The organism is Lactobacillus sp. W8174, assembly GCF_016100975.1.
GTDB classification, from domain to species: domain Bacteria; phylum Bacillota; class Bacilli; order Lactobacillales; family Lactobacillaceae; genus Lactobacillus; species Lactobacillus juensis.
In genome coordinates, this window is record NZ_JACFRN010000002.1 from 172,752 (window position 1) to 196,698 (window position 23,947).

Genomic DNA, 23,947 nt, shown 5'->3' on the forward strand with positions numbered 1-23,947 from the left:
TTGATTACCATAAATTTATTTTTTAAAGCAATGAAACTGTAACAAAACTATAATAAGGCGTTGCTTTTAAAGCAATCCCTAATTAGTGTATAATGGTTATTAATTGTAAGTAACTTTTATTTTGTACTGCAATTAAAAAGTTGCCTTATTACTTAAAAACTACACTTAAAAACGAAAAGGAATGACAACAATATTGAAATTTGTTAAATTTAAAAAATTATTTGCTGCAGTTACCTTATTAGGCATAGTTCTTTTAACATTAGGTGCATGTTCACAAAAGTCACACAAAAGCAGTAAGATATCAATTATGACGACGACTAATGTCTATTCTGACATTGCCCAAAATATAGTTGGTAAATATGGCAAAGCAGAAGCAATTATTAAAAAATCAGCAATTGACCCTCACGATTTTCAACCTACTACTAACGATGCTAAGGCTCTATCTAACGCAGACATAGTAATAGAAAATGGCCTAGGTTACGACAGTTGGATGGATAAATTGGCCTCTTCAGTTGACAAAAAGCCGGTTCGCGTTGGTGAAGACCTGATGGATTTAAAAAAAGGTGATAATCCGCATATTTGGTTTGATTTGACTATGCCCACTAAGTATGTTAATTACTTAGTTAAGAGCTTGTGCAAAAAGGATCCAAAGCATGCTCATTATTATAGAAAAAACGCGAAGAGATATTTAGCTGAAATTGCCCGTATCAAAAGAGCTTCAGCTAAATTAAATCATCACGTAGAAAAACCGGTTTATGTCAGTGAGCCAGTTTTTGATTATGCATTAAGTTCTGTCAATATTAAAGTCGCAAATAAAGATTTTGAGAAAGCAATCCAAAATAATACAGATCCGAGTCCAGCGGCTGTTCAAAAAATGACTGATGGTATTAAGAAACGGAAAATTGCATTTTTTGTGATCAATGAACAAACTTCAAGTTCTACAGTAGACACTTTTCTAAAGTTAGCTAAAAAGCAAAATATTCGTATCTTAAAAGTAAGAGAGACCATTCCGGATAATACTAATTATCTTGATTGGATGAATGATAGTTATCAGGATCTGGCTGAAGTAGTCCGAAAGTAATTATTATGAGGCGTTGAAAATGAAAAAATTAATTGCCGTTTTAGCTTTAGGAGCAAGTATTGCAACTGTAGCTGCTCCAGAGACGACGATAGTACAGGCAAGTACAATTAATGATACTGCTAAACAAAATAGTTTTGGCGGTGTAACTTATGCGGAGCAAGTATTAGCGCAAGAGGGTATCAAATATAACGATTTTTCTGCTGCTAATCCAATTAATTATCGCAACGGTAAGCCTGAAGGTGTTGTTATCCATGAAACTGCAACACCCAATGCTACTGCACGTAATGAATGTATTTATTTTAACCGCGAATGGATGAATATTTATTCTTATGTTCATGCTTTTGTGGATAAAACAGGTGTCATTCAAATGACAAGTCCAGATTACGGCGTATGGGGTGCAGGTCCTGTTGCTAACAACCGTTTTGTTCAGGTAGAGCTATGTGAGGAAAATAATCTGGCTGATTTTGCCAAAGGCGTGAATAATGATGCTATTTATGTTGCACAAATTTTACACCAATATAATCTAGTACCTGACAACGCTGTTCATGATGGTAAAGGGACAATTTGGTCTCATCATGCTGTATCCACATTTTTAGGAGGTACTGATCATACTGATCCAGATGGTTACTTTGCCAAATGGGGTTATTCAATGGATGATTTCTTTGACCTGGTTAAATATTATTATGATCAAGGAACGCCAGCTAATAATGCACCTGTTGATGATAATACAGTAACTTCACCAACACCTGCTGCACCTGCTAAAAAGCCTGCTGTTTTACCTGAGCCGGTTGCTACCAAAGTCTTGATTCATAATGCACTGGTTTATGATGAAAATGGTGTGGCAACTGATTTACCAACTAAAAAGGCTGGCACTAAGTTAACGATTTATGGCAATCAAACTATTAAAAAACGAAAGTATTTGCAAATAGGCGTTAATCAATTTGTCGTTGCCAGCAACGTTGAGGGTAAATTGCGTCTGTTAAGTCACAATGCCTATATTTACGATGGCAAAGGCAAACGGGTTGGTACAAACAAGCTATATCGTGGCAATTATGTGCGCACATATGGCGGTCGCGTTAAGATTAAGGGTCGTAAATATTACCCAATTGATGTTAATCAATTTGTCAAAGTGGGCAATTTTAAATAGATAATATAGGAAAAATACAAATTGTCTGATATTTTAGAAGTTAATAATCTCTCAATGAGATTTGATAAAAATAATGTTTTTGAGAACTTAAAGTTCAAGTTAAAAAGGGGCTCATTGACTGCACTGTTAGGTCCTAATGGTACGGGAAAAACTACTTTAATAAATATTCTAATGAAGATGTTGACGCCTAGCTCGGGATCTTTTAAATTTGCAGATGATGTTCGCCTAGGTTATGTGCCACAGTTTCGCAATATCGACGCTGAATATCCATTATCAATTGAAGCTTTTGTAGGTTTGAATGCACCGATTATTAAAAACAGCCAAACTAAAAAAGCAATAAAAAAGCAGTTAGAAGAAACCAACCTCTATCAAATTAAAAATACTCGTATGGGGGAAGCTTCAGGGGGTCAAAAGCAAAGAGCATATTTAGCACAGGCCTTGCTTGATAATCCTAACATGATTATTTTAGATGAAGCTACAGCAAGTCTAGATCCCGTCGCAAAAGATGAGCTGATGAAACTAATCAGACACTTGAACGAAAAGCATAAAATAACGGTTTTGTTTGTAACTCATGATATATCATTAGCTCACAAGTATATGCAAAACTATTTATATTTAAATAATGGTCAAATTGAACATGGTGAAATGTCCCAGTTTAAGGAGGCATATGAATAATGTTTGCATATGGTTTTATGCGAAATGCATTTTTAGCAAGTACCTTTATTGCGATAACTTGTGGTACTGTCGGCGTTTACGTAGTCGCACGTAATTTTAGTTTTTTAGCACACACGCTTTCCGAAATTGGCTTTGCAGGTGCTGCATTTGCTGTTTGGCTGGGAATTGGACCTTTGTGGGGAATGCTTTTATTCACTCTCTTGGGTTCTATTAGTGTTGGGGAATTGTCACTTCATAGTGAACAAAAGGAATCCTCAATTAGTGCTATTTCTGCTCTGTTTACTGGCTTAGGAGTGCTTTTTCTTGCCATTTCTGGGGCTAACAGCAACTATGCTACGAATATTTTATTTGGCAGTATTATTGGTGTCGATCATCAGGGCGTGATCCAGCTTATAGCTCTTTCTATAATTGTATTATTGATGATTTTTAGCATTCAGCGCTCATTAAATTTCGATTCATTTGACCATATTGGTGCGTTGGCACATGGAGTAAAAACTGGTGCTATCAGTGTTATTTTTTTGATTGCTCTGGCGATGTCGGTATCAATTGGTGCACAAATTGTGGGCTCACTTTTAGTTTTTATTTTGTTAACTCTGCCGCCAGCCACTGCAAACTATTTGGGTAAAACAATTCCTGCAATGATTGGCTGGTCCGTCTTTTTTGCCCTGATCGGCGTCTGGCTTGGTTTATATTTGGGCTATATTACGAATCTACCAGTAACTTTTTTTATAGCTGTTATTGAAGTTGCGGTCTATCTTGTTACATATTTCACTCATATTATTAAGCATAGCTTGTAGTAATTATTAACATAAAAATAACATTAATTATTGTTTTTACTTGACTTTGTGAAAAAACATACAGTGGGAATCCCGTTATTTAAACATTTATTTTAAAATTTCACTAACTTTTGTAAGCATTTACATGTATAATAGAAATTGGAAATATTAAATAAAGAAGGAGTCTTAAAAATGACATCATATTATAACGGTTTTCCCCAAAGTGATCGTGACGAAACATTAAAAATGATTAACCTCGATGAACTTGAGGAACGTGCAAAGAAGGTTATGCCAGAAGGAGCATACTACTATATTGCTTCAGGATCAGAAAACGAGTGGACTTGGCGTAATAACACCACTGCTTTCAATCACTTTCAGATTGTGCCTCGTGCTTTGACCAATATGGATAATCCTAAATTGGATACTGAATTTATGGGTATGAAATTGAAGACACCTGTAATGATTTCACCTATTGCCTGCCATGGTATCGCACACAAAGATGCAGAAATTGCTACTCAAAAGGGTGCAGCTGCAGCAGGTGCCTTGTTTGCATCAAGTACTTATGCTAATAAGAGTGTAGAAGAGATTGCAGCAGCAGCTCCAAATGCACCGCGTTTCTTCCAGCTTTACCTCAGTAAAGATTGGGGCTTCAACAAGATGGTCTTTGATGCAGTTAAAAAGGCTGGCTACAAGGGCATTTTCCTGACCGTAGACGCTTTGGTATCAGGCTTTCGTGAAGCTAACCTGAGAACTAAGTTTGCTTACCCTGTTCCACTAGACTTCTTTACTCGCTATCAAGGAGCAAAGGGTGAAGGCCAAACTGTAGCACAGATGTATGCTTCTTCAGCTCAAAAGATCGGCCCAGAAGATGTTAGACGCATTAAGGAAATGTCAGGCTTACCTGTATTTGTTAAAGGCGTTGTTTGTGCAGAAGATGCCTACTTAGCTATGGGTGCTGGCGCTGATGGTATTTATGTTACCAACCATGGTGGTCGTGAAGTTGACTGTGGTCCTGCAACAATTGATATGTTGCCAGAGATTGCTAAAGCTGTAAACCACCGTGTTCCGATTGTCTTTGACTCAGGCGTTCGTCGTGGTTCACATGTCTTTAAGGCTTTGGCACTTGGTGCTGATATGGTTGGTGTTGGTCGTCCATACTTGTACGGTCTTGCTCTTGGTGGCGCTAAGGGTGTGCAATCTGTTATTGAACAATTGAACCAAGAATTGTTAATTGATATGCAATTGACTGGCTGCAAGACAATTGAAGACGTTAAACACGCCAAGATTACCCATATTAATTACACTGCTGATAACTTGAAGTCAAATACTGATCCTACTAGAGTTAAGCCATATCCTGTAACAGCTGAGAATCAATTAAAAGAAGATGACTCAGACGCTGTAACTGGTGCTTCCCAAGCATAATTAGCTTTTAATTTTAAGTAGTAAAAAGTGCTCTGCATATATTAGGTGCTTTAACTGACATGCAGGGCCTTTTTTATTGCTTAAAAAATGATTGCTTTTAATTAATAGTTGTAATTTAATTTTTATATCTTTATAATTGTCATAATAAAAATAATAATGGAGGAAAATTATGAAGAAAGCGTGGAAATTGCTTGAAACTTTGTTGATAGCATTTATGATGTTAACCTTGTTACCCCAGAATGCAGCAGCTGCTGATAAAGGACAAACTGAACAAAGAACCGACAATTATCTACGAAGAGTCAAGCAAAAAGGTGAGCTAGTCATGGGGACTAGTCCAGATTATCCTCCTTACGAGTTTGTCAAAAATATTAAGGGCAAATCAAAAATAGTTGGTATGGATGTTGAAATAGGGCAAAAAATTGCTCATGATATGGGGGTTAAGCTCGTAGTGCGTCCAATGGACTTTGACTCTCTTTTAGTGGGCCTTGAAACTGGTAAAATTGACATGGTCATTGCCGGAATGAACGCAACACCTAAGAGGGCTAAAAGCGTTGCCTTTAGTCAGCCATACTATAGAAGCGATCAAAAATTACTGATAAGAAAAGAGGATAAAGGCAAATATCATAATTATAAGTCTTTTGCAGGCAAAGCAATTGGTGCTCAAACTGGCAGTATGCAGGCCACAATGATCAAAAACCAGGCCAAAAATGTCAAACTGAAAACCATGGATAAATATAACGACTTAGTTTTAGGCTTAAAAACGCATAAGGTTGATGCAGTTTCAGTTGATAAGGCGACAGCCGAAGCCTTTGCGCAAAATACCGACGGGATTATGGTGATTCCGGCAGGCCTCAAGACAGAGTCATCTGCTACTTCTGTTGCTTTTCATAAAGGAGCCAATAGTTTAGTTAAAGCTGCTAATAAATCAATAGCAGAGATTAAACAAAAAGATTTGATTGATAAAGATTATTTACCCAAAGCTGGAAAATATTTAACAGCCGGTAAGACAAAAAAGGAAGTCAAAGCGTCTAATTCAATGTGGGCCTATAAAGACTTCTTTATAGCCGGGGTCGGGTACACTTTACTTATTTCTGCTATATCAGTATTCTTTGGTTTCTTATTAGGGGCGATACTGGCGTTTATGCGCTTAGGTCATAACCAAATTGCCCGTTCGATTGCGACAGCTTATGTAGAATTTATTCGGGGCACACCGTTAATGGTGCAATTATTATTCATTTACTTTGGCTTGGGGGTAGTAGTAAACATTCCGGCTCTACTGTCAGGTATAATTGCCGTTTCTCTTAACTCTGCAGCTTATGTAGCAGAGGTAATTCGCTCGGGTATTAATTCAATTGCTGTGGGGCAGACTGAAGCATCTCGCTCTTTAGGTCTATCACGCACAGCAACTATGCGTTATGTTATTATGCCACAGGCAATGAAAAATATTTGGCCGGCATTGGGTAATGAATTTGTTTCCCTGATTAAGGAAAGTTCAATAGTTTCAGTAATTGGCGTTAAGGATTTGATTTATCAATCGCGTGTAGTCCAGGCTGACACTTATCGTGGAGTTATGCCATTGGTAATCACAATGATCTTATACTTTATCATTACTTTTGGTTTGTCCAGCTTAATGAAAGTATTTGAAAGGAAAATGAATCATGACTAATGCAAAACCCGTAATTAAAGTTGAACACTTGCAAAAAAAGTTTGGCAGTAATGAAGTCCTAAAAGATATTAATGCTCAAGTAAATGAAGGTCAGGTTATCTGCTTGATTGGCCCGTCAGGTGCAGGCAAAAGTACATTTTTGCGCTGCTTAAATTTATTAGATCAGCCATCTTCCGGCAAAGTGATTTTTGAGGATAAGGAGTTAACTGCTCTAAGTGAAGACCAGCTTGATAAGCTGCGTGAAAGAATGGGAATGGTTTTTCAGCAGTTCAACTTGTTTCCCCATATGAATATTATTGAAAATATTAAATTAGCGCCGATGAAAGTCAAGGGCATGAGTGACAGTGAAGCTAAAGCTAAGGGAATGGAGCTGTTAGATCAGGTCGGTTTGGCTGATAAAGCAGAAGCCTTTCCAACCAATCTTTCAGGTGGCCAGCAACAAAGAGTTGCCATTGCCCGTGCCTTAGCGATGGATCCCGAAGTAATGCTCTTTGACGAGCCCACCTCAGCACTTGACCCAGAAATGGTAGGCGAAGTTTTAAAAGTAATGCAGGACTTAGCCCAAAAGGGAATGACTATGGTAGTTGTAACCCATGAAATGGGCTTTGCCAAAAATGTAGCGGATGAAGTCTGGTTTATGGCAGACGGCTATATTCAAGAAAAAGCCGCACCACAGCAATTTTTTGCTCAGCCACAAACTCCGCGTGCGCAGGACTTTTTGGCAAAAGTTCTTGAAGCTTAGGTGGGAGAAAGTAAGTGGAAAAAGCACAGGCGATTACAATATTAACTGACTTGTTAGCAATCAATTCGGCAAATGATCATGAAAGTCTGATAGCTGATTATATCACATCATTGTTTAGCGGATATCCAGTAGAAATTCACAGACTTACTTATTCTTCCGGCAGAGATAATTTGGTAGTAACTATTGGGGATCATGGTCCGCTGCTAGGCTTCTCAGGGCATGAAGATGTTGTTGCAGCTGGGAACTTGGCTAATTGGCATACTGATCCGTTTACGCCCACTTTGAAAGGCGGAAAAATATTTGGGCGTGGTGCGAGCGATATGAAATCCGGTCTGGCGGCAATGATTGTTGCAATGCTTGATTTACTTAATAGTGAGAGAGAACTGCCTGGACGTATTAGACTTTTAGCCTCTGTAGGTGAAGAAACCGGTGAATATGGGGCAGCTCAGTTAACTAAAGAAGGCTATGCTTCTGATTTAGACGGACTTGTTATTGGTGAACCCTCCAACTTTGACGTACGTGTGACCCATAAAGGTGTTATTGACTATTACATTTATTCTAAAGGTATTTGCGTTCATTCTTCGACTCCAGAAAAAGGTCAAAATGCTATAATGCCACTGATTGAATTTGCACAAGCAGCGCAGCAATTAATGGATAGTCATCAAAAGAAGGATCCAGTTTTAGGTTCTTTTACTCATGTGATTAGTCAAATTCAGGGTGGCAGTCAAATTAATTCTGTTCCCGACACTGCTTGGCTTTCCGGCAATATCAGGACGACGCCCAAATATCCCAATGAGCAAATATATACTGAACTTGAACAGATAGTTTCTGAGTTAAACGAAAAAGGTGCGCGATTAAAAATCAGATATAGTTTTCCTGAAGTACCTTTACCTGACCAATCTAAAACTAAATTGGCTCAGATAGCTCAGAAAGTTGTTGAGCAAGAAATTGGCAGGCCAAGCGAATTTGTTGCAGGAACTGCTGCTACAGATGCATCAGAATATATTCAAGCTGGGAATTTTCCTATTATTATTCTGGGACCGGGAGCTGGAACTACTGATCATGAACCAAATGAGTTTATAGAAGTAAATGCTTATTTAGATGGCTGTCGTTTATACCAAGAATTAGCCTGGCGGTTTTGGCACTCATTGGCCTGATTTTTGACTATCATTAATATTTTTATAACAGAAAAAAGCCACTTCTTAAAAATAGGAGTGGCTTTTGATGTAAGAAATTATTATTTACATACCAGTTATATTATTTATAACTAAAAGATGCAAGTATTAGTCATAATTATTTTGAACAATTTTCTTAAATTCGCTTAAACGGTTGGCAAAAGTTTTAAAGGCTTCTTCTAAATAATCAGGCTTCGTCATATCAATTCCAGCTTTTTTCATGATTTCAGTAGGATAGTCACTAGAACCAGCTTTTAAAAAGTTCAAATAGGCATTTCGTTGCTCGGCAGTACCATGAACGACATTGTTTGCCAAGGCAGCGGCTGCGGCAAAGCCTGTAGCGTATTGATAAACATAAAAATTGTAATAAAAATGAGGTACTCTGGCCCATTCTTTAGCAATTTCTCCGCCAGGTTCTACTGCATCACCATAATAACGTTGATTAATTTTACCGTAAATATCATCTAAACGATCGGCAGTTAAAGGTTCACCATTGGCGTCCATTTCGTGAATTTGTTGTTCAAATTCAGCAAACTGCGTTTGTCTAAACAAGGTTCCTTTGAAAGAGTCCAGGTAGTAATTAAGAACAAAGGCGCGTGTTTTAGGATCGGTAATATGTGCCAAAAAGTACTCTGTCAGGATGTTTTCATTAGTTGTAGAAGCTATTTCAGCAACAAAGATCGGATAATCACCATAAACATACGGCTGATTTTGTCTAGTGTACATACTGTGGACGGAGTGTCCTGTTTCATGAACTAATGTGTATAATGAATCAACATTGTCCTCCCAATTGAGCAATTCATATGCATCTGTATCATAGCAGCCACCAGAATATGCTCCGGTAGCTTTATTTTGTGATTCAACCACGTCAATTACGCGATTGTTAAAAATATAGTCGACCTGTTTTAAATAGTCCTCTCCTAAGGGTGCTAATGCTTTTTTAGCTTCTGCTTTAGCTTGCTCAAAAGTATAGCTCAATGCTGGTTTACCAGTTAATGGAACGTACATATCCCACATTTGCAGGTCCTTTAAGCCTAAAATTTGTTTGCGTAAAGCTACATATTCATGTAGTAAGTCGAGGTGTTTATCAACTTCATCTATCAAAGTATCGTAAACGACTGTTGGCACCCCGTTTGCATTCATTGCACTCTCACGAGCTGATGGATAGTGGTGAACACGGGCATCGTAATTATGCTCCTTGACAGCACCAGAAAGAGTTGCTGCCAGGGAATTTTCAAATTGGCCGTAAGTAGCGTACATGGAAGCAAAAGCATCTTGACGCACTTTTCGGTTTTGAGATTGAATAAGCAGTGAGTATAAGCCATCGGAAAGTTGAACCATTTCACCGTTATCATTTTGAGTATAGCCATATTCCATATCAGAATTAGTTAAGACATTATAAGTATTTTCAGAAGCGGACAAAGCATCACCTGCATCTGCAATTAATTTTTCTTCAGGTGCAGATAAGGTATATGGCCGCAGTCTGGTAATTTGGTCAAGCAAGTGCTTATAATTACTTAGTTTAGGCTCATCGCGTTCAAAAGCACGCAGTTTTTCTGCTGAAAGACTTAAAATTGCTGGATTCATAAAAGAAGTAGCTGCTTCAAATTGACTTGCTAGACCTTGTACTTGGGCTACATAACCCAGATAATGAGCATTACCAGTGTCAACATCACTTGCTAAAGTAGCATATGAATAGACTTTTTCTAATCTACGGCTAACAGTCAAAATCTGAGTAATACTATTATATAAAGAGGCACCAGAAGTGGTAAAATTTTCTTTTAAAGTGCTTAAAGCTGGTATTTCTTTTTTAACACGTGTATATTCATTTTCCCAGTCAGTATCAGACTTGAATATCCTGGTTAAGTCCCATTTTAGATTTTCTGGGACTTCATTACGTTTAGGAATCGACATATAAAATCTCCTTTTTAGCTATTTAATTAAATTATACTAAAGATTAAAAAATAAGATATTATTAATTATAATTGATATTATTTTAATTCAAGTTTGAAAGTGTTAAAAATATATAGATGAAAACTACGAAAGGGCTTAAATAGAGGAATGAATCCAAATTCAAAACGCAGAGAAGATTACCATAAAAGGCATTCTTCTTTAAATCTTCATCGAAATATGGCTCTAGCAGAACCTGCCAAAGCCTTTAAAGGCAGCGTTTTCGCTCGGATTTGTGGTATTGTAGCAGTTCTGTGCGTCAGCTGCGGCCTAGCTTGGCTAGCTCACATGTATTTTGCTTTACACAGCGCTATAGATGGCGAAGGCGGCAATTATGCGACATCTGCACGAATTGCCAACAGACAGCCGATTTCTGTTTTAATTCTGGGAGTTGATCAAGGACTTGAAGGCCGTCATGATAAAGGTAATTCGGATACTTTGATTTTAGCTACTGCTAATCCAGCAAAAAATAAATCGACAATGACTTCGATCCCTCGAGACACCCTTACTAATATATTAGGTGATCCTGGAAACAAGTACAATATGTTTCGGGTTAATTCAGCATATGGTGTTGGTGGCAGTTCTGCATCAATGAAAACAGTTTCAGCTTTAATTGGTGTCCCCATTCATTATTATGTGGAAGTAAATATGAAAGCACTAAAGAGCTTAGTTGACGCTGTTGGCGGCGTTGACGTTAAAGTGCCGTTCAAATTCTCATATGACTGGTGTGATTTTCACAAGGGTAAGCAACATTTAAATGGTCGTCATGCTGTTGCCTATGTTAGAATGCGCCATGACGATCCTCGAGGCGATTACGGCAGGCAAATGCGTCAAAGACAAGTTATCACTGCTGTTGTCCATAAAGCAGTTTCTGTGGATTCAATTACCAATTACCGCAAGTTAGTTAAGATTTTTTCAAAATATGTCAAAACCAACCTTACATTTAATGACATGTTAGCTTTAGCACTGACATATCGAGGCTGTTCGCAAAATATTGCCAGTGGTTATATTCAGGGTCATGATGCCTGGATTAATGGAGCCTCTATTCAGGTAGCATCAACTGAGGAGCTGCAAAAGGCTTCGGACAAGATACGTACCAATCTTGACTTGGATAAAAAAGTATTGGATAATGATGAAACGAAACTCAATAAATTAAATGAGCAGAATAATAATATTAAGTGGAAAGATCCCAGTCCGTTTACTAACTACCAGATTTATCGTTCGGTAGTAACTGATGAATCAATTAACAATTCTTCAGGAACCGGAACCAGTGGTGATAATTCTGCAGGTCAATAACGTTCGGGCAAAGGAGGATAAAGAATATGCGTAAGCAATCTATGTTCCTGGCTGTTTATAGTACAATATCAGCCTTCATTGCTTTTATTGCGATAGCGTTCATTTGTTTGCGTACATTTCGTTGGAATTTACCAGTTGCTATATTAGCAGCAAGTATATTTGCCTTAATTTTCTTTGCTTTTTCATGGTTTCGTGGTCATGCTTCCGTTGAAATTAAACGAATTGCACGGGAATATCATTTATCTGATAAGGATTTAGCTAAAATTACTGGAATGAAAGCAAGCGATTTTCCAATATATAATGATAAATTGCAGTTGATTTTACCTAAGCGTTATTGGCCTAAAGTATTGGACTCCTTGCAGAAATATGAACAAGAAAAAAAGGAAAAGGTGGGCAAATAGCCCACTTTTTTATTGTGCATGTTAGCAAAGGCAAGAATTTGAGGGTAGTTTTACTTTATTTTGTACAATTTATATTGATATTTAGGGAGATGCACAATGAGCTTACTCACAGTTAAAAATTTGGGACAAGGTTTTGAAGATAAAACTTTATATGAAAATGCCAGTTTTGTACTCAACAAAGAGGATCATATGGGTGTGACTGGTCAAAATGGGGTTGGTAAATCAACCTTGATTAAAATTTTAACTGGTGAAATACTACCTGATGAAGGACAAATTAAATGGCAAAATAAAATTACTATAGGTTACCTTGACCAGTATGCCAAGCTGAAACCGGGGGTAACAATTCGCAAGTTTTTACGTACAGCTTTTGCACCACTTTATCGTAAAGAAAAAGAGTTAAGTTCGTTGTATGAAAAGTATGCAACTGAGGGTGATAGTTCTTTACTAGAAAAAGCGGGTAAAATGCAAACCTATTTAGAAGAAAATAATTTTTATAATATTGATACCGAAATTGAGCGCGTTGCATCGGGATTAGGTCTGGCAGAGCTGGGATATGATCATGATGTGAGTCAATTGTCAGGTGGTCAAAGGTCAAAAATTATTTTAGCTAAGTTGCTTTTGCAAACACCAGATGTATTGCTGCTAGATGAGCCGACGAACTATCTTGATGTTTCACACATAGATTGGCTGGTTGACTATTTGAACAATTTTGCCGGTGCTTTTATCGTAGTTAGCCATGATTATGACTTTTTAGACAGAATTGCCAATTGTATCATTGATATAGATATCGGCACAATAACGCGTTATACTGGGACTTTAAAACAGGCAATGCGTCAAAAAGAAGCTAATCGGGAAACGTATATGAAGGCTTATGCTAACCAGCAACGTAAGATTGCCAAAACAGAAGCTTATATTCGCAAAAATAAGGCTGGTACCCGTTCAAAAAGCGCAAAATCACGGGCACGGCAACTTGCAAAAATGGATGTACTAAATCCACCTAAAAATAACCATAAACCGCACTTTGCATTTCCTTATGTGGCTACAGCAGCCAACCTTTTATTGCAAACGCAGGATTTAGTAATTGGTTATGATCAGGCGTTAGTCAAAGAAGCGTTCAATTTTTCGGTTGGGGGTAATGAAAAAGTTGCTATTACCGGTTTTAATGGCATTGGAAAGTCAACGCTTTTAAAAACATTACTGGGACAACTTGATCCGATTTTTGGCACCTATAAATTGTCTGAAACTGCTAAAATTGCCTACTTTAAACAGGAATTAACTTGGCCGAATAACAATATGACGCCTCTGCAATATTTGCAGGAAAACTTTGAACGCATAAAACCCAAAGAATTAAGAGGGGCTCTAGCAAAACTAGGCGTTACTGCTCAACAGGCAATGAGTCCTTTAAAAAAACTGTCAGGTGGCGAACAAGAAAAAGTCAAACTAGCAAAAATGTTATTTGAACCGGCAAATTTATTGTTTTTGGATGAGCCGACTAATCATTTGGACAGTGATTCTAAAGATGCGTTAAGACAGGCTATCATCAAATTTCCTGGTGGAGTGATTATCGTGAGCCATGAACGTGATTTTTTCCAAGGCAATTGGGTTGATAAAACTATTGATATTGAGACTATGAATAAACTTTGAGGTGAAAAATGAGTGCTAGACCAGGTGAATTATTTTACCAAGATTTGCTTGAAACCTGCTTAACTGCCGGTGAATTAATGATTGAAGGCGGCAGCGAAATGTATCGGGTTGAAGATACGATGGTGCGAATTGCCAAAAGTGCCGGTGAACCGGATCCACGTGTTTTTGTTGTGCCAACGGGTGTTTTTCTGAGCTTAGATCACGGTAACTATTGCCAGAGCACACTTGTGCATGAGCGCAATATCAACCTTGAACTAGTTGACCGCATCAATTCTTTGTCGCGAGCTTTTGCAGATAAAAAAATAACTTTGCAAGAAGTTAAAAACGAAGTTACTAAGATGGCAAAGGGAGGTTATCCTACTTTCCCTATATGGCTGCAGACAATTGGTGCCGCTATTTTAAGTGCAACGCTCATGGTATTGTTCATGAATAATTATGATTGGATTGATTTTCCGGCCGCGGCTATCGTGGGGGCTATTGGATTTCTTTCATTTTATTATTTTAAACGTTTTACTAACGTAAGATTCCTGGCTGAACTTGTTGCAGCCCTGATTATGACGGTAATTGCAGCCGGTTTAGTTCAACTTTTTCCGCAAATGATTATTGACCATATTCTAACTGGTGCATTAATGCCGCTTGTTCCGGGTCTTGCTTTGACAAATGCACTGCGAGACTTATTTAAAGGTGACATTCTTTCAGGAATGGTGAAAATTTGTGAGGCTCTGCTTACAGCATTTGCATTGGGCGGCGGAGTTGGTATTGTCTTGAAATTTTTAGGAGCTTAAAAAATGCCTTTTTGGTTAGAAATAGCAATTAATGTTGCTTTTGCCTACCTTGCTTCGGCTGGCTTTGCTTTAACAATCAATGTCCCGCGCAGGGTACTTAATTTAGCCGGCGTGAGTGGAATTATTAGCTGGATTATTTATTGGCTGGCAATGAGAGCGTCGATGGGTCGGTTATTATCCAATTTACTTGGCTCTTTTGCTATTGGTATTTTAGGAATAGTTTTTGCCAGAATGAAAAAATGCCCGGCTACAGTTTTTTATATCCCAGCGATTGTGCCTTTAGTGCCAGGTGTTCCAGCATATCAGGCTGTGCGTGAATTAACATCCGGCAACCTCAGGGGTGCAAATGATGCAGTTTTAAGAGTAATAATAGTCACAGGTTCAATTGCTTTGGGGATGCTCTTGTCGAACATGTGTGTGGAAATTTTCTTCAGAATAAAAAAATTTTACAAACGTCACTCAGATAAGTATAATAATTAGTGCGAGTCGACAAAAACGCGAGATGCGTATTTGTATGAGGACGTCCGCCTTAAGTGGCAGGCACGGGAAGTGCTGGCGGTTGACCAACCTGATGTGAACAGAAGTAGTCACCTGTTATTATTAACGGGCCTCGATTTGAAAAAGAGCAGATTCTTAATTGAATCTGCTCTTTTTTCTATTCTAGATATAATGCTTGTTTGCCTTGCTGGTTATAACTTTTTTCCAGGTTTCTCCACGGAATTGCTTTATTTTTATGACCAAAGGGATCATTAACGTAAACGATTTTTGCCTTTTTATCAAAGCCGGTAATAACGCAAGCATGTGAAGACGGAGTCACATGGACTTCACCTTGAGCTGTTTGCCACGTTTGCATGTCGCTAACATGATTAAAATTGGTGGTGGTAATGATTAGAACTGGATGACCATCAGAAACCAATTTTATTACTTGGATAAAATCATGATTCGTGAAATTCTTAATACGGTTAGTATACTTGAGAGCAACTTGCTCTAGCGGTTCATTATAAACGCACCAGCCTGCATTTGCCTGACTCATGTAACCAACAAAACCAACATGAGGGTTGCCCCGATATTTGCCATTATCGGTATAAGAAGAAACGTGTTTTATATTTTCAGACAAATTTAGTTTATTTACCTTGATACCATAATAGCGTAAAAGCATTGACAGAGAAGTTACTTCGCAACCATTAGGCAGATCTGGATATTGATTTTCTAGGGGAACATCTAGCTTCTGGAATGATTTCAAGGTTAACCAGTCATAACGGTCTTTAAAATCAGCCGAGTTAAAGATTGTAAAAACTAAACCTAGAGAAAAAATAACCAGTAGTAGTATCAAAATTGCTTTAATGGAAAATCTTTTCTTTTTCATAAACCTATTTAAACATAGGATGATTATTAAAAGCAAAAAATCGCTCAAATTAATGAGCGATTTTGCTAAATTTTATTTTTTCTTTATTGAAAGCGGTAATTAGTGGTGAGTTGCGCTTGATAAAGCATCAAGACTGTGATCTTCACCCTTAACTGCCATACCTTCAACGTCCATTCCTGGGCAGAAGACTTCGTCTTCAGGTACTCCTCTTTCTTCAGCAAAAGCCTTAGTCAAAGTTTCCATGTCCATCAAATGATATTTCTTGTCTGGTTCTTTTGGATCAACAATTTGAATTTGCGCCATCATACCGGCATCTTCGTGCTCGATAATGTGGCAGTGGTACATGAAGACACCCGTGTTTTGGAAGTAAACCTTTATGCGAACCGTTTCTTGAGGTGCTACTTCGATAGTGTCCTTGTAAACGCCTCTTTCGTTTGGATATGGCTCTTTACCGTTACGTGATACAACCAAGAAGTGGGCACCGTGAGTGTGGAATGGGTGCAACATACCGTTAACTTTATCGTTAGTGTTAGTTACATCCCAGTATTCAGCATTCATCAATTCCTGCTTCATGTCAATTCTTTCCATTGAGAACAACTTGCCATTGATCATGTTGTGGTTGTCCATAGTAACATGAGGAATTGGTGAGTTAGGGTTAACAACTGGATCGTATGGTTTGAACAATGTGTCAGGAATTACGCTGTCATCTTTTTCATAGCTGTGAATTCTGAATTCAACCAACTTGAAGTCATCAGTGTAAAGGTTGACAACATCGCCTTCTTTGTAATTGCTGAAATCAACAACTACTTGTTGACGCTCACCTGGTCCGATTAAAACCTTAGTCAATTTAACTGGGTGCTCCAAGAATGAGTCATCACCGGCGATTTGGGTCATTACCAAGTCATCGCTAAAGTGCAGGCGCCATTCACGACGGTTAGAACCACCTAAGAAGAGCAAACGTACTTTTTGAGTAGTGACATCAACGTATGGACGGACAACACCATTGATAATTGGAGTGTCGCCAAAGATACCCATTGCGTTATAGTCTGCCTTGTAGTCAAATTGGTTATCTTCGTGGAAAATACGGTCTTGCAAAATAATTGGGAACTCGTCCTTGCCGTATGTCTTAGGAATTGGTAACTTAGCTTCGTTGGCGTCAGTAATAACGACACCCATTGCTAGCCCCATCCAAACTTGCATGGCTGTTGATGGACATGGGTGAGCGTGAAGCCATGTTAAGGCTGCCGGCTGCTTAACAGTAAAGTCAATTTGCTTTTCTTCACCTGGATAAACTGGTGAGTGGCAAGCACCATCGTTACCAGGACCTTGAAGTTCCATACCATGCCAGTGGTATGTAGTTAATTCTGGCAAGCTGTTCTTCAAAGTTACGTGAACGTGTTGACCTCTGGTCAAAACCATAGTTTTACCAAGAACTGGGAAGTTGTAGCCCCAAGTATGAGTCTTTTTACCTGGCAAAAATTGGAAGTCACCCTCCTGGGAATCAATTGTGTACCAAACATCATTGTTTTCTTGTTTATCAGGCTCTAATACTGGTGGAACAATTAAAGGTTGGGCTTCAACACCTTCAGGAATGTGAAGATCCTTGTATCCCATTTCGTGATTTTTATCAAAATCTTCGGAATTATAGAAATAATCTGTGTAAACTTTATCTGACATATTCGTCTACCTTTCAGTTAAAAAATTTAGTGAAAAATTTTTAGTTACATGTTAAATTTACTCTATGTGAAAACGCTTGTAAAGTAGATAAAGTTAAGTTTTTTTAATAATAATTTATAAAAGCGCTTTTTCAAAATTTCATAGAGCAAAGTGTTATTTAATATTGGCAAAAATTCTGCTTAAACAGTGGTTTTCTTTGAATAAAAACAGCATTTGACCATTTTTTGTTAACATTGAATAGCAAAAGTGTTTTTTAAAAAAATATTTTTAAAAGAAATAAAAAAATTGTTTTTAAACAAAACTTTTTGTATCGTATAAAAGACTGATAAAATTTGATAAATTTAGATAAGGGTTTTTAATTTGAAAATAAGCTTAACAGATTTAACTACAAAAATAGAAAAACAAGATTATATTGAAGACTTAGAAACTGTTAAATATGCAGAAATTAGTAAGTCAAAAGCCAGAATACAAGAGTTAGCGGCTAAATTAGTTGAAGAAACCAGAGCTGCGCTTAAGCATAGCTCATTAAGTCATGTTGCACTTGAAATAAGCGGGCAGAGACCAGTTGCCTTTGCTTTAGAAAGTAATATTATTAATTTGCCTTATAGTAACTACAAAAAGATTGCTAATTTTTTCGAAGAAGGTAAAGAATATCCTGTGGCCATTTATTTTGAAACTAAATCAGAATATTTAAATGCATCAGGGTTTAGAATTGACCAGATAGCAACAGAAGAAGAAATTGAACAAGATGAAACGGTTATTGTAGACAGACTGACAAATGCAATGCAGGAAAAAATTAAGCAGGTACGTGAATACCAAAAGCCTTCGACTTCAATCAAAAAGAAGTCGGTTACTAAAGAGCCAGCTGCTAAGAAAACTGATAAAACTAAGAAAAAAACTACCAAAAAGACTAAATAGAAATCCTTATTTTTTAATAGGGAACGGTTTTTAATTATTGCTTTAATAATGCTATTTTTAAGCTCAGCTATTCAAAAGATACTTTTTACAATATAATGGAGAAAGAAGCAGGAGGTCCGTTATGGTTAGCTGGAATCTACTTGGAGTTTTGTTATGGGTAATTATTATTCTGTATCTAGTTTTTGTTGTGCAAAATATTCGCAAGCGCCGAATTACTATGATTATCAAGAAGCACAGGCAGTTTAGCTGGCCTAATTTTCTAGTCGATGTTATTGAAGTAGTTGTTTTAATAGTCGGTATTGGCTGGCTTTTTAACAAAACGATGCTGGATAATCCTGACCTTGAAGATACCAGCAAAATAACAGCGCACATTACTTACGAACCCATTGTCATGAACACTGGGGAAGGTAATTCGAGTTACGTAACGATTAATTCGAAAAAGAAAAGGATTAGTACTCAGACTTTTACCTATTACAGACCAGGTAAGAAAATTAAGGTATCCAGCGATTTTGCTACCGTTGCATATGGCAAAAGCCCCTTGGATTTGAATGCCGCAAAAATTCCCTATGATAAAAAAGAGTTGCAGAAAATGGATCGTAAATATCAGCGTGCTTATGTTGCTATCTATACAGCCGACTATAAAAAAGTTTGGCAGAATGGGATCGGAATGCACGCTGGGCATAACGCTACGCGCTACTATTTAATTAGGATTCCGGATTCATCATTTATCAAAGAAAAGTAGAATTAACTTAAATAAAGCGCTTGCATAATTTTAAAAGTGTGCTTCTTTTACTTTGAAAATTTAAGTAGATAGTTACTAGCAATTAGGCGAGACTACTAGTATAACTGATGAATTTAAAAGGCTCTTTGCCAAAAGAATTGACAAGGGGCCTTTTAAATTGAAATTATTAAAAAATAAAATTTTACATTAGTGGACAAACTGTATTGTTTCCTTTTTACGAACTTGAACTAATAGATTACCTTCGACAAAGGCGAGAATAAAGCTGGCTGTTAAGAAGTCGACTACATTACCAGAAGAAAAGGCGGCAAGCAGGATAAAGATGCTGGAAACAATTAAAGAACTGGCTAAATAGGTTCGTGCTGTCTTATATCTAAGCCATCTATATGCTCCATAAATTAGTACTGCCAAATATGGTCCGACAAACAAGAGCATTCCCAGCCAGCCTAAAGAATATATTTGAGCGGCGAAATCGCGCTCTAAATTAAAGATGTTGTTTTCTCGAATGTATGAAATGCCCAAAAATTTATCTAGTTTATTATTATTTGTCCGCACTACCTGATTAAGCATTGCCTTTTCAATGTGACGATTTTCCATTCGCGCTTGGCCCGGTTCATTCATAATTTTAAGCCAAAATTCGGGGTCGTATTGGTAAGGATAGCTTTTAAAGACAAACTTGGGATTAAGAGCATATTCCTGATAATTTTTCTTGATAAAGTAACGTAAAAAATCAGCCCTTTTTTCACCACTAGGATATTTTTGTAAGCCTGTAGCTAGTTCCTTTTTTTCATCAGTTAAGTCGTGGTCGGACTGCTTGGCCAGGTAAATTTCATAATTGTAACGCTGAATTGCAGGACCAAAAGGTAAAATCACTAGTGATCCTACTTCAATTAAGCATGCAACTAAAAACGCCTTGCCACCGTTTTTTATATCTTTAATCAAATATTTATGTAGGCCAAACAGAATGAGACCAATGATTATTCCTCCGATCAGACCAATAGTAGCCACTTTAGTGCCAATCTCGATCATTGCCAGAGCCTGCACTACATTTAATATAATGGTGTGCCAGTTAAATGAAGTGAAAAGATAGTAAAGCATAAGTGGCAGCAACATAAAGAGGACGGCTGAGATCATATTGGTAAAGTTGAAGAAACCTTTAGAAGCCATGTGCGAATAACCAATATTTGGATTAAAGAACCATTCAAAAATGTTGGCGCTGATGGTTCCCGTTTCATATGATTTAAGGGATATGACAAAAAGGTTGGAAAGAACGATAGTACCTGAAAACAGTCCTGAAATGCCTTCAATCACCAGTTGCAATTGTTTTTGACTAAAATCTAATTCATCAGTTAAATAAAGCACTGTTAAGGGCAGCATCATTCTAATTAAATAAAAGATTTCTCCACTGGCAGTGTAGCCATAATTGTTGGGGCTGACACTGGTAAAGTGTTGCACATGCACTAAATGCAGTGCTGAATAGATGGCTAAAAGAACAATATAAAATAGCAGCCACTTTTCCCGTGATAGTTTCTGCCAGGAATTTTTCGAACTAAAATAAAGGCAAACTAAAGTTGCCACAGCTAAAATACGAATAATGGTAGGCAGAGTAAATGGTAAAATATTGGCTAGAGTGCCGTGATAAAACCAATATAAATCTAAAAAAGGTTGAATTAAAATGAACCAAAATAAGACAGTTCTTGCTTTTTCTTTCACTTTTTTCTCCATATCATAAATATTTTCATGGTTTAATTTTAGGCAAAAACGCAGCAAAAAAAAAGAGCAGTGAATCTTTATTCACTGTTTCTTAATTAAAAATAGCTATTAATCTTTCTTCTTATCAGTATTTGCTTTTTCTTTAGCAGCTTTTTTGATTTTTTCTACTTTAACATCGCTTTTGGCCAAAGCCTGAATTTCCTTAATTTTCTTTTTAGGAACACTCTTTAAATTCTTAAAATTGACTACTATTTTTTGATTTAAGTCACTAACTGCAGTCTTATCAGTCGGATCATAATCAATAATTTTTAGCAGGGCAGAATTTTCGTAAATTTTTTCCACTTTACCAAGAAATGGCTTGGTCAGCTCTTCTTCAGATTTGGCGCTAAGAATGTCATCTGCTTTCACATCTGCTTTTTTCATAATAAATTTTACTTCCTCTCTTACCCATGTTTCATTATAATAGAAAGATATTATTATAAAAGCGAATTGTTTTCAAGTAAAGGAAGCTTGGATTTTGCAAAAATTAATTTTAATTGCCGGGCCGAGTGGAGCCGGTAAAACAACTATTTCAGAATATTTAGCAAATAAGTTCGATATTCCCAGAGTTTTGACTCACACAACTAGGCCAATTAGACCGGGAGAAAGTGCCGAAAATTCTTATCATTTTGAAACTGATGCCAGTTTTAAAAAACTACATTTTTTTGAGCACGTTAAATACGGCTCATACCAATATGGATCAAGCAGAGAAGCGTTAGAAAATGCCTGGCTGGACCATGATGTAGTATCTTTGATTGTTGATATTAAGGGAGCTGCTTCATATTTAGCTGCAATCAATAGTCAAGTTTATTTTTTATACATTACTACCAGCTCTAAAGAAATGCTTGCGGAACGTTTACTAAACAGAGGCGATGACCCTCATAAAATTAAAGAGCGATTAAGCGGCAGTGAACTAAATGTGTTACCTGATAACCTTAAAAAAGATGCCCACGTATTAATTAATGATGACTGGCAGAAGACTGAAAAAAAACTCCTCACCATTGTCACAGGCCTCAGAAAAACACTGAACTAATTAAATTGCTTTTGTAAAAAAGTCTCTATTTCAAAAATAAAATTCTTAACGTTTTGTAGCTCGTTTGAAACAAACGTGTAACATTGAATGAGTATTATAGAAAATGTCGAAGAAATAGGACGAGTGATTTCCAACTATCATTTGTTATATTTACGAACAATTTTCGCATATGAATTAGAAAAGAGTTTAATTTTGAAACACGGACATTCAAAGATATTAATTAGATTAATAACTGTCATAGCTTTGTTTTTCACTGGTGCAACTAGTGTAACAGTAGTTAGTGCTACTACAGTGAATGATGTCAGTGCCAGTGCAGTGACCAAAAAGCGGACAGCCGTAGCTAAATTAGCCAAAAAACAGGTTGGCAAAGGATATGTATATGGTGCTACAGGTCCTTATTCTTTTGATTGTTCTGGATTAGTACAATATGTTTATAAAAAAGCTGGAAATAAAACTTTACCACGAACTACTTATTCTCAAGTAACACAAGGTAAAAAAGTTTCATTAAAAAAATTGAAGAAGGGCGATTTACTTTTCTGGGGTTCTTCCGCTGCCCCTTATCATGTTGGCATTTATGTTGGAGATAACCAATTTGTTCATGCAGCTACACCAAGTCAAGGTGTTTTAAAACAATCACTTAGTGCATATTTCTATCCCTCCGCTGCAAAGCGTATATTAGACTAATTAAACTCTGATTCTGTATTTTAAAATTTTAAAAATTGTAGGTACGTTCTTTCAGTTACAGTGAGCTGAAAGGGCTTTTTTACTTACCGGTATTATTATTGTAACCATATTGTAACAATATGCGTGTAAAATTGATTTTGTAACATAGAAATAGAACTTAATTTTAAAATAACTTGATGCTAATACGGGGGGATTTTGGTTTTGAAAGTTAAAAGTAATCTGGTTAAATTTACTACTGCTGCGGCCTTGACTATTACTGGCTTTGGAATTGCGAATGCAGTTAATACTAGTTCTGCGGCTACTAATGTTAAAGCAGCTACAAACAAGCTAAAAATCAATTATGTTCCTGGATACGGCATTAATGTTTGGGATAATTATGAAAATCCGGCTTTTACTGGTAAAAGAATTAAGCATGGTAAAACGGTGCGGGTTTTGAGCAGAGCAATTGATAAAAAAGGCAACACTTGGTATCAAATTGGTGAGGGTCAATGGATTCAGGCTCGTTATACTGTCAAGCCGGGAACTAAAATTGCGAAAGTTCAAGCTAGAACTATTAAGAAAAAGAGTGTAAAGCAGGCAGAAAAAGTTGCTGATTTGGCAAAAGCCGAGGTTGGTAAATCTTATGCCTGGGGTGGAAACGGACCACAAGGTTTTGATTGCTCTGGTTTAGCTCAATATGTTTATAACAAGGCTACTGGCGTAAATTTAAGCCGTACAACTTATTCACAAGTTAAGCAGGGCAAAAAGGTTTCCCTGCAAAATTTAAAACCGGGTGATCTTTTGTTCTGGGGTTCCTCAACAGCACCATATCATGTAGGTATCTATGTTGGTGACAATCAATATGTTCATGCTGCTACTCCGGCTCAAGGGGTTGTGAAAGAAAATTTAAGTTCTTATTTCTATCCGTCAGTTGCAAAACGTGTTCTTGAATGAAAGAAGATATTTTGAATAAATTAAAACACTTGGAAAATTTCTAAGTGTTTTTTTAGTACTGTTTGATTAGTGTAACTTGATTAAA

General features: G+C 37.0%; 23 protein-coding genes. 18 read left to right on the forward strand and 5 right to left on the reverse strand.

All coding sequences use genetic code 11. The annotated features are described in order from the left end of the window. Positions 1 to 181: 181 nt before the first annotated feature. The 8 genes from H3U49_RS03815 (at position 182) to H3U49_RS03850 (ending at position 8,666) form a co-directional block, all read left to right on the forward strand. Positions 182 to 1,081, forward strand: coding sequence for a metal ABC transporter solute-binding protein, Zn/Mn family (locus H3U49_RS03815; RefSeq protein ID WP_198179823.1), 900 nt, complete (start codon positions 182 to 184; stop codon positions 1,079 to 1,081). Positions 1,082 to 1,094: 13 nt separating this feature from the next. Further along, positions 1,095 to 2,228 carry an SLAP domain-containing protein gene (locus H3U49_RS03820; protein ID WP_198179825.1) on the forward strand — a complete coding sequence of 378 codons (1,134 nt, stop codon included), beginning with the start codon at positions 1,095 to 1,097 and terminating at the stop codon, positions 2,226 to 2,228. Between the two features lie 54 nt (positions 2,229 to 2,282). Next, on the forward strand, positions 2,283 to 2,903 hold the full coding sequence (locus H3U49_RS03825; protein WP_198180076.1) for an ATP-binding cassette domain-containing protein: 621 nt from the start codon (positions 2,283 to 2,285) through the stop codon (positions 2,901 to 2,903). Beyond that, the gene (locus H3U49_RS03830; RefSeq protein ID WP_046332611.1) at positions 2,903 to 3,700 is read left to right on the forward strand and encodes a metal ABC transporter permease; all 798 of its coding nucleotides are present in this window, start codon (positions 2,903 to 2,905) and stop codon (positions 3,698 to 3,700) included. The genes H3U49_RS03825 and H3U49_RS03830 overlap by 1 nt, the downstream gene beginning before the upstream one ends. A 171-nt stretch (positions 3,701 to 3,871) precedes the next feature. Continuing rightward, a complete protein-coding gene (locus tag H3U49_RS03835) occupies positions 3,872 to 5,101 on the forward strand; it encodes a lactate oxidase (protein WP_045928621.1) in 1,230 nt (409 codons plus the stop codon). A gap of 169 nt (positions 5,102 to 5,270) precedes the next feature. Continuing rightward, positions 5,271 to 6,767 (forward strand): ABC transporter substrate-binding protein/permease, encoded by a 1,497-nt coding sequence (locus H3U49_RS03840; RefSeq protein WP_198179827.1) that lies wholly within the window; start codon positions 5,271 to 5,273, stop codon positions 6,765 to 6,767. Further along, on the forward strand, positions 6,760 to 7,509 hold the full coding sequence (locus H3U49_RS03845) for an amino acid ABC transporter ATP-binding protein (protein ID WP_198179829.1): 750 nt from the start codon (positions 6,760 to 6,762) through the stop codon (positions 7,507 to 7,509). Before H3U49_RS03840 ends, H3U49_RS03845 begins: the two co-directional genes overlap by 8 nt. Before the next feature lie 14 nt (positions 7,510 to 7,523). Further along, positions 7,524 to 8,666 carry an ArgE/DapE family deacylase gene (locus H3U49_RS03850; protein ID WP_198179831.1) on the forward strand — a complete coding sequence of 381 codons (1,143 nt, stop codon included), beginning with the start codon at positions 7,524 to 7,526 and terminating at the stop codon, positions 8,664 to 8,666. Between the two features lie 126 nt (positions 8,667 to 8,792). Here H3U49_RS03850 and pepF read toward each other — a convergent pair whose 3' ends face one another. After that, positions 8,793 to 10,598, reverse strand: a complete 1,806-nt coding sequence (pepF, locus tag H3U49_RS03855) for an oligoendopeptidase F (RefSeq protein WP_198179833.1) — start codon at positions 10,596 to 10,598, stop codon at positions 8,793 to 8,795. Positions 10,599 to 10,745: 147 nt separating this feature from the next. On the opposite strand from pepF, the gene H3U49_RS03860 reads away from it, so the two are divergent. The 5 genes from H3U49_RS03860 to H3U49_RS03880 all read left to right on the forward strand — a co-directional run bounded on the left by H3U49_RS03860 (position 10,746) and on the right by H3U49_RS03880 (position 15,240). After that, positions 10,746 to 11,930 (forward strand): LCP family protein, encoded by a 1,185-nt coding sequence (locus H3U49_RS03860; protein WP_198179835.1) that lies wholly within the window; start codon positions 10,746 to 10,748, stop codon positions 11,928 to 11,930. A 26-nt stretch (positions 11,931 to 11,956) separates the two neighbouring features. Next, complete coding sequence (locus H3U49_RS03865) at positions 11,957 to 12,331, forward strand: hypothetical protein (RefSeq protein ID WP_198179837.1); 375 nt, start codon at positions 11,957 to 11,959, stop codon at positions 12,329 to 12,331. Between the two features lie 96 nt (positions 12,332 to 12,427). Then, positions 12,428 to 13,975, forward strand: coding sequence for an ABC-F family ATP-binding cassette domain-containing protein (locus tag H3U49_RS03870; protein ID WP_198179839.1), 1,548 nt, complete (start codon positions 12,428 to 12,430; stop codon positions 13,973 to 13,975). A gap of 8 nt (positions 13,976 to 13,983) precedes the next feature. Further along, positions 13,984 to 14,760 (forward strand): threonine/serine exporter family protein, encoded by a 777-nt coding sequence (locus H3U49_RS03875; RefSeq protein ID WP_198179841.1) that lies wholly within the window; start codon positions 13,984 to 13,986, stop codon positions 14,758 to 14,760. A gap of 3 nt (positions 14,761 to 14,763) precedes the next feature. Beyond that, positions 14,764 to 15,240, forward strand: coding sequence for a threonine/serine exporter family protein (locus H3U49_RS03880; protein ID WP_198179843.1), 477 nt, complete (start codon positions 14,764 to 14,766; stop codon positions 15,238 to 15,240). A 175-nt stretch (positions 15,241 to 15,415) separates the two neighbouring features. On the opposite strand, the gene H3U49_RS03885 is transcribed toward H3U49_RS03880, so the two are convergent. Together H3U49_RS03885 and H3U49_RS03890 are read right to left on the reverse strand one after the other, a co-directional pair. Next, positions 15,416 to 16,126, reverse strand: coding sequence for a C39 family peptidase (locus tag H3U49_RS03885; RefSeq protein ID WP_198179845.1), 711 nt, complete (start codon positions 16,124 to 16,126; stop codon positions 15,416 to 15,418). Between the two features lie 99 nt (positions 16,127 to 16,225). Next, positions 16,226 to 17,803 carry a multicopper oxidase family protein gene (locus H3U49_RS03890; protein ID WP_198179847.1) on the reverse strand — a complete coding sequence of 526 codons (1,578 nt, stop codon included), beginning with the start codon at positions 17,801 to 17,803 and terminating at the stop codon, positions 16,226 to 16,228. A gap of 360 nt (positions 17,804 to 18,163) precedes the next feature. Between H3U49_RS03890 and H3U49_RS03895 the strand changes: the two genes are divergently transcribed. Further along, complete coding sequence (locus tag H3U49_RS03895) at positions 18,164 to 18,721, forward strand: hypothetical protein (RefSeq protein WP_198179849.1); 558 nt, start codon at positions 18,164 to 18,166, stop codon at positions 18,719 to 18,721. Between the two features lie 121 nt (positions 18,722 to 18,842). After that, on the forward strand, positions 18,843 to 19,463 hold the full coding sequence (locus H3U49_RS03900) for an LVIS_2131 family protein (RefSeq protein WP_198179851.1): 621 nt from the start codon (positions 18,843 to 18,845) through the stop codon (positions 19,461 to 19,463). Positions 19,464 to 19,649: 186 nt separating this feature from the next. Here the strand turns inward: H3U49_RS03900 and H3U49_RS03905 are convergent, their stop codons facing one another. Next, positions 19,650 to 21,173, reverse strand: coding sequence for an O-antigen ligase family protein (locus tag H3U49_RS03905; protein ID WP_198179853.1), 1,524 nt, complete (start codon positions 21,171 to 21,173; stop codon positions 19,650 to 19,652). A gap of 108 nt (positions 21,174 to 21,281) precedes the next feature. Next, positions 21,282 to 21,596 carry a DUF2187 domain-containing protein gene (locus H3U49_RS03910; protein ID WP_198179855.1) on the reverse strand — a complete coding sequence of 105 codons (315 nt, stop codon included), beginning with the start codon at positions 21,594 to 21,596 and terminating at the stop codon, positions 21,282 to 21,284. 94 nt (positions 21,597 to 21,690) lie between these two features. Here H3U49_RS03910 and H3U49_RS03915 point away from each other — a divergent pair, with 94 nt between their 5' ends. From H3U49_RS03915 to H3U49_RS03925, 3 genes are all read left to right on the forward strand, one after another. Beyond that, entirely contained in the window at positions 21,691 to 22,245 is a 555-nt protein-coding gene (locus tag H3U49_RS03915) for a guanylate kinase (RefSeq protein WP_198179857.1), read from the forward strand. An 87-nt stretch (positions 22,246 to 22,332) separates the two neighbouring features. Then, positions 22,333 to 22,929: a C40 family peptidase gene (locus H3U49_RS03920; protein ID WP_198179859.1), complete on the forward strand. Its 597-nt coding sequence runs from the start codon at positions 22,333 to 22,335 to the stop codon at positions 22,927 to 22,929. Between the two features lie 201 nt (positions 22,930 to 23,130). Further along, on the forward strand, positions 23,131 to 23,862 hold the full coding sequence (locus H3U49_RS03925) for a C40 family peptidase (RefSeq protein WP_198179861.1): 732 nt from the start codon (positions 23,131 to 23,133) through the stop codon (positions 23,860 to 23,862). Positions 23,863 to 23,947 lie beyond the last annotated feature (85 nt).

Coding starts and splice junctions, on each gene's coding strand:
- H3U49_RS03845 (WP_198179829.1), top strand. CDS start 6,760: ATGACTAATGCAAAACCCGTAATTAAAGTTGAACACTTGCAAAAAAAG.
- H3U49_RS03880 (WP_198179843.1), top strand. CDS start 14,764: ATGCCTTTTTGGTTAGAAATAGCAATTAATGTTGCTTTTGCCTACCTT.
- H3U49_RS03890 (WP_198179847.1), bottom strand. CDS start 17,803: ATGTCAGATAAAGTTTACACAGATTATTTCTATAATTCCGAAGATTTT.
- H3U49_RS03885 (WP_198179845.1), bottom strand. CDS start 16,126: ATGAAAAAGAAAAGATTTTCCATTAAAGCAATTTTGATACTACTACTG.
- H3U49_RS03815 (WP_198179823.1), top strand. CDS start 182: ATGACAACAATATTGAAATTTGTTAAATTTAAAAAATTATTTGCTGCA.
- H3U49_RS03865 (WP_198179837.1), top strand. CDS start 11,957: ATGCGTAAGCAATCTATGTTCCTGGCTGTTTATAGTACAATATCAGCC.
- H3U49_RS03920 (WP_198179859.1), top strand. CDS start 22,333: ATGAGTATTATAGAAAATGTCGAAGAAATAGGACGAGTGATTTCCAAC.
- H3U49_RS03860 (WP_198179835.1), top strand. CDS start 10,746: ATGAATCCAAATTCAAAACGCAGAGAAGATTACCATAAAAGGCATTCT.
- H3U49_RS03835 (WP_045928621.1), top strand. CDS start 3,872: ATGACATCATATTATAACGGTTTTCCCCAAAGTGATCGTGACGAAACA.
- H3U49_RS03910 (WP_198179855.1), bottom strand. CDS start 21,596: ATGAAAAAAGCAGATGTGAAAGCAGATGACATTCTTAGCGCCAAATCT.
- H3U49_RS03870 (WP_198179839.1), top strand. CDS start 12,428: ATGAGCTTACTCACAGTTAAAAATTTGGGACAAGGTTTTGAAGATAAA.
- H3U49_RS03900 (WP_198179851.1), top strand. CDS start 18,843: ATGGTTAGCTGGAATCTACTTGGAGTTTTGTTATGGGTAATTATTATT.
- pepF (WP_198179833.1), bottom strand. CDS start 10,598: ATGTCGATTCCTAAACGTAATGAAGTCCCAGAAAATCTAAAATGGGAC.
- H3U49_RS03875 (WP_198179841.1), top strand. CDS start 13,984: ATGAGTGCTAGACCAGGTGAATTATTTTACCAAGATTTGCTTGAAACC.
- H3U49_RS03825 (WP_198180076.1), top strand. CDS start 2,283: ATGAGATTTGATAAAAATAATGTTTTTGAGAACTTAAAGTTCAAGTTA.
- H3U49_RS03830 (WP_046332611.1), top strand. CDS start 2,903: ATGTTTGCATATGGTTTTATGCGAAATGCATTTTTAGCAAGTACCTTT.
- H3U49_RS03840 (WP_198179827.1), top strand. CDS start 5,271: ATGAAGAAAGCGTGGAAATTGCTTGAAACTTTGTTGATAGCATTTATG.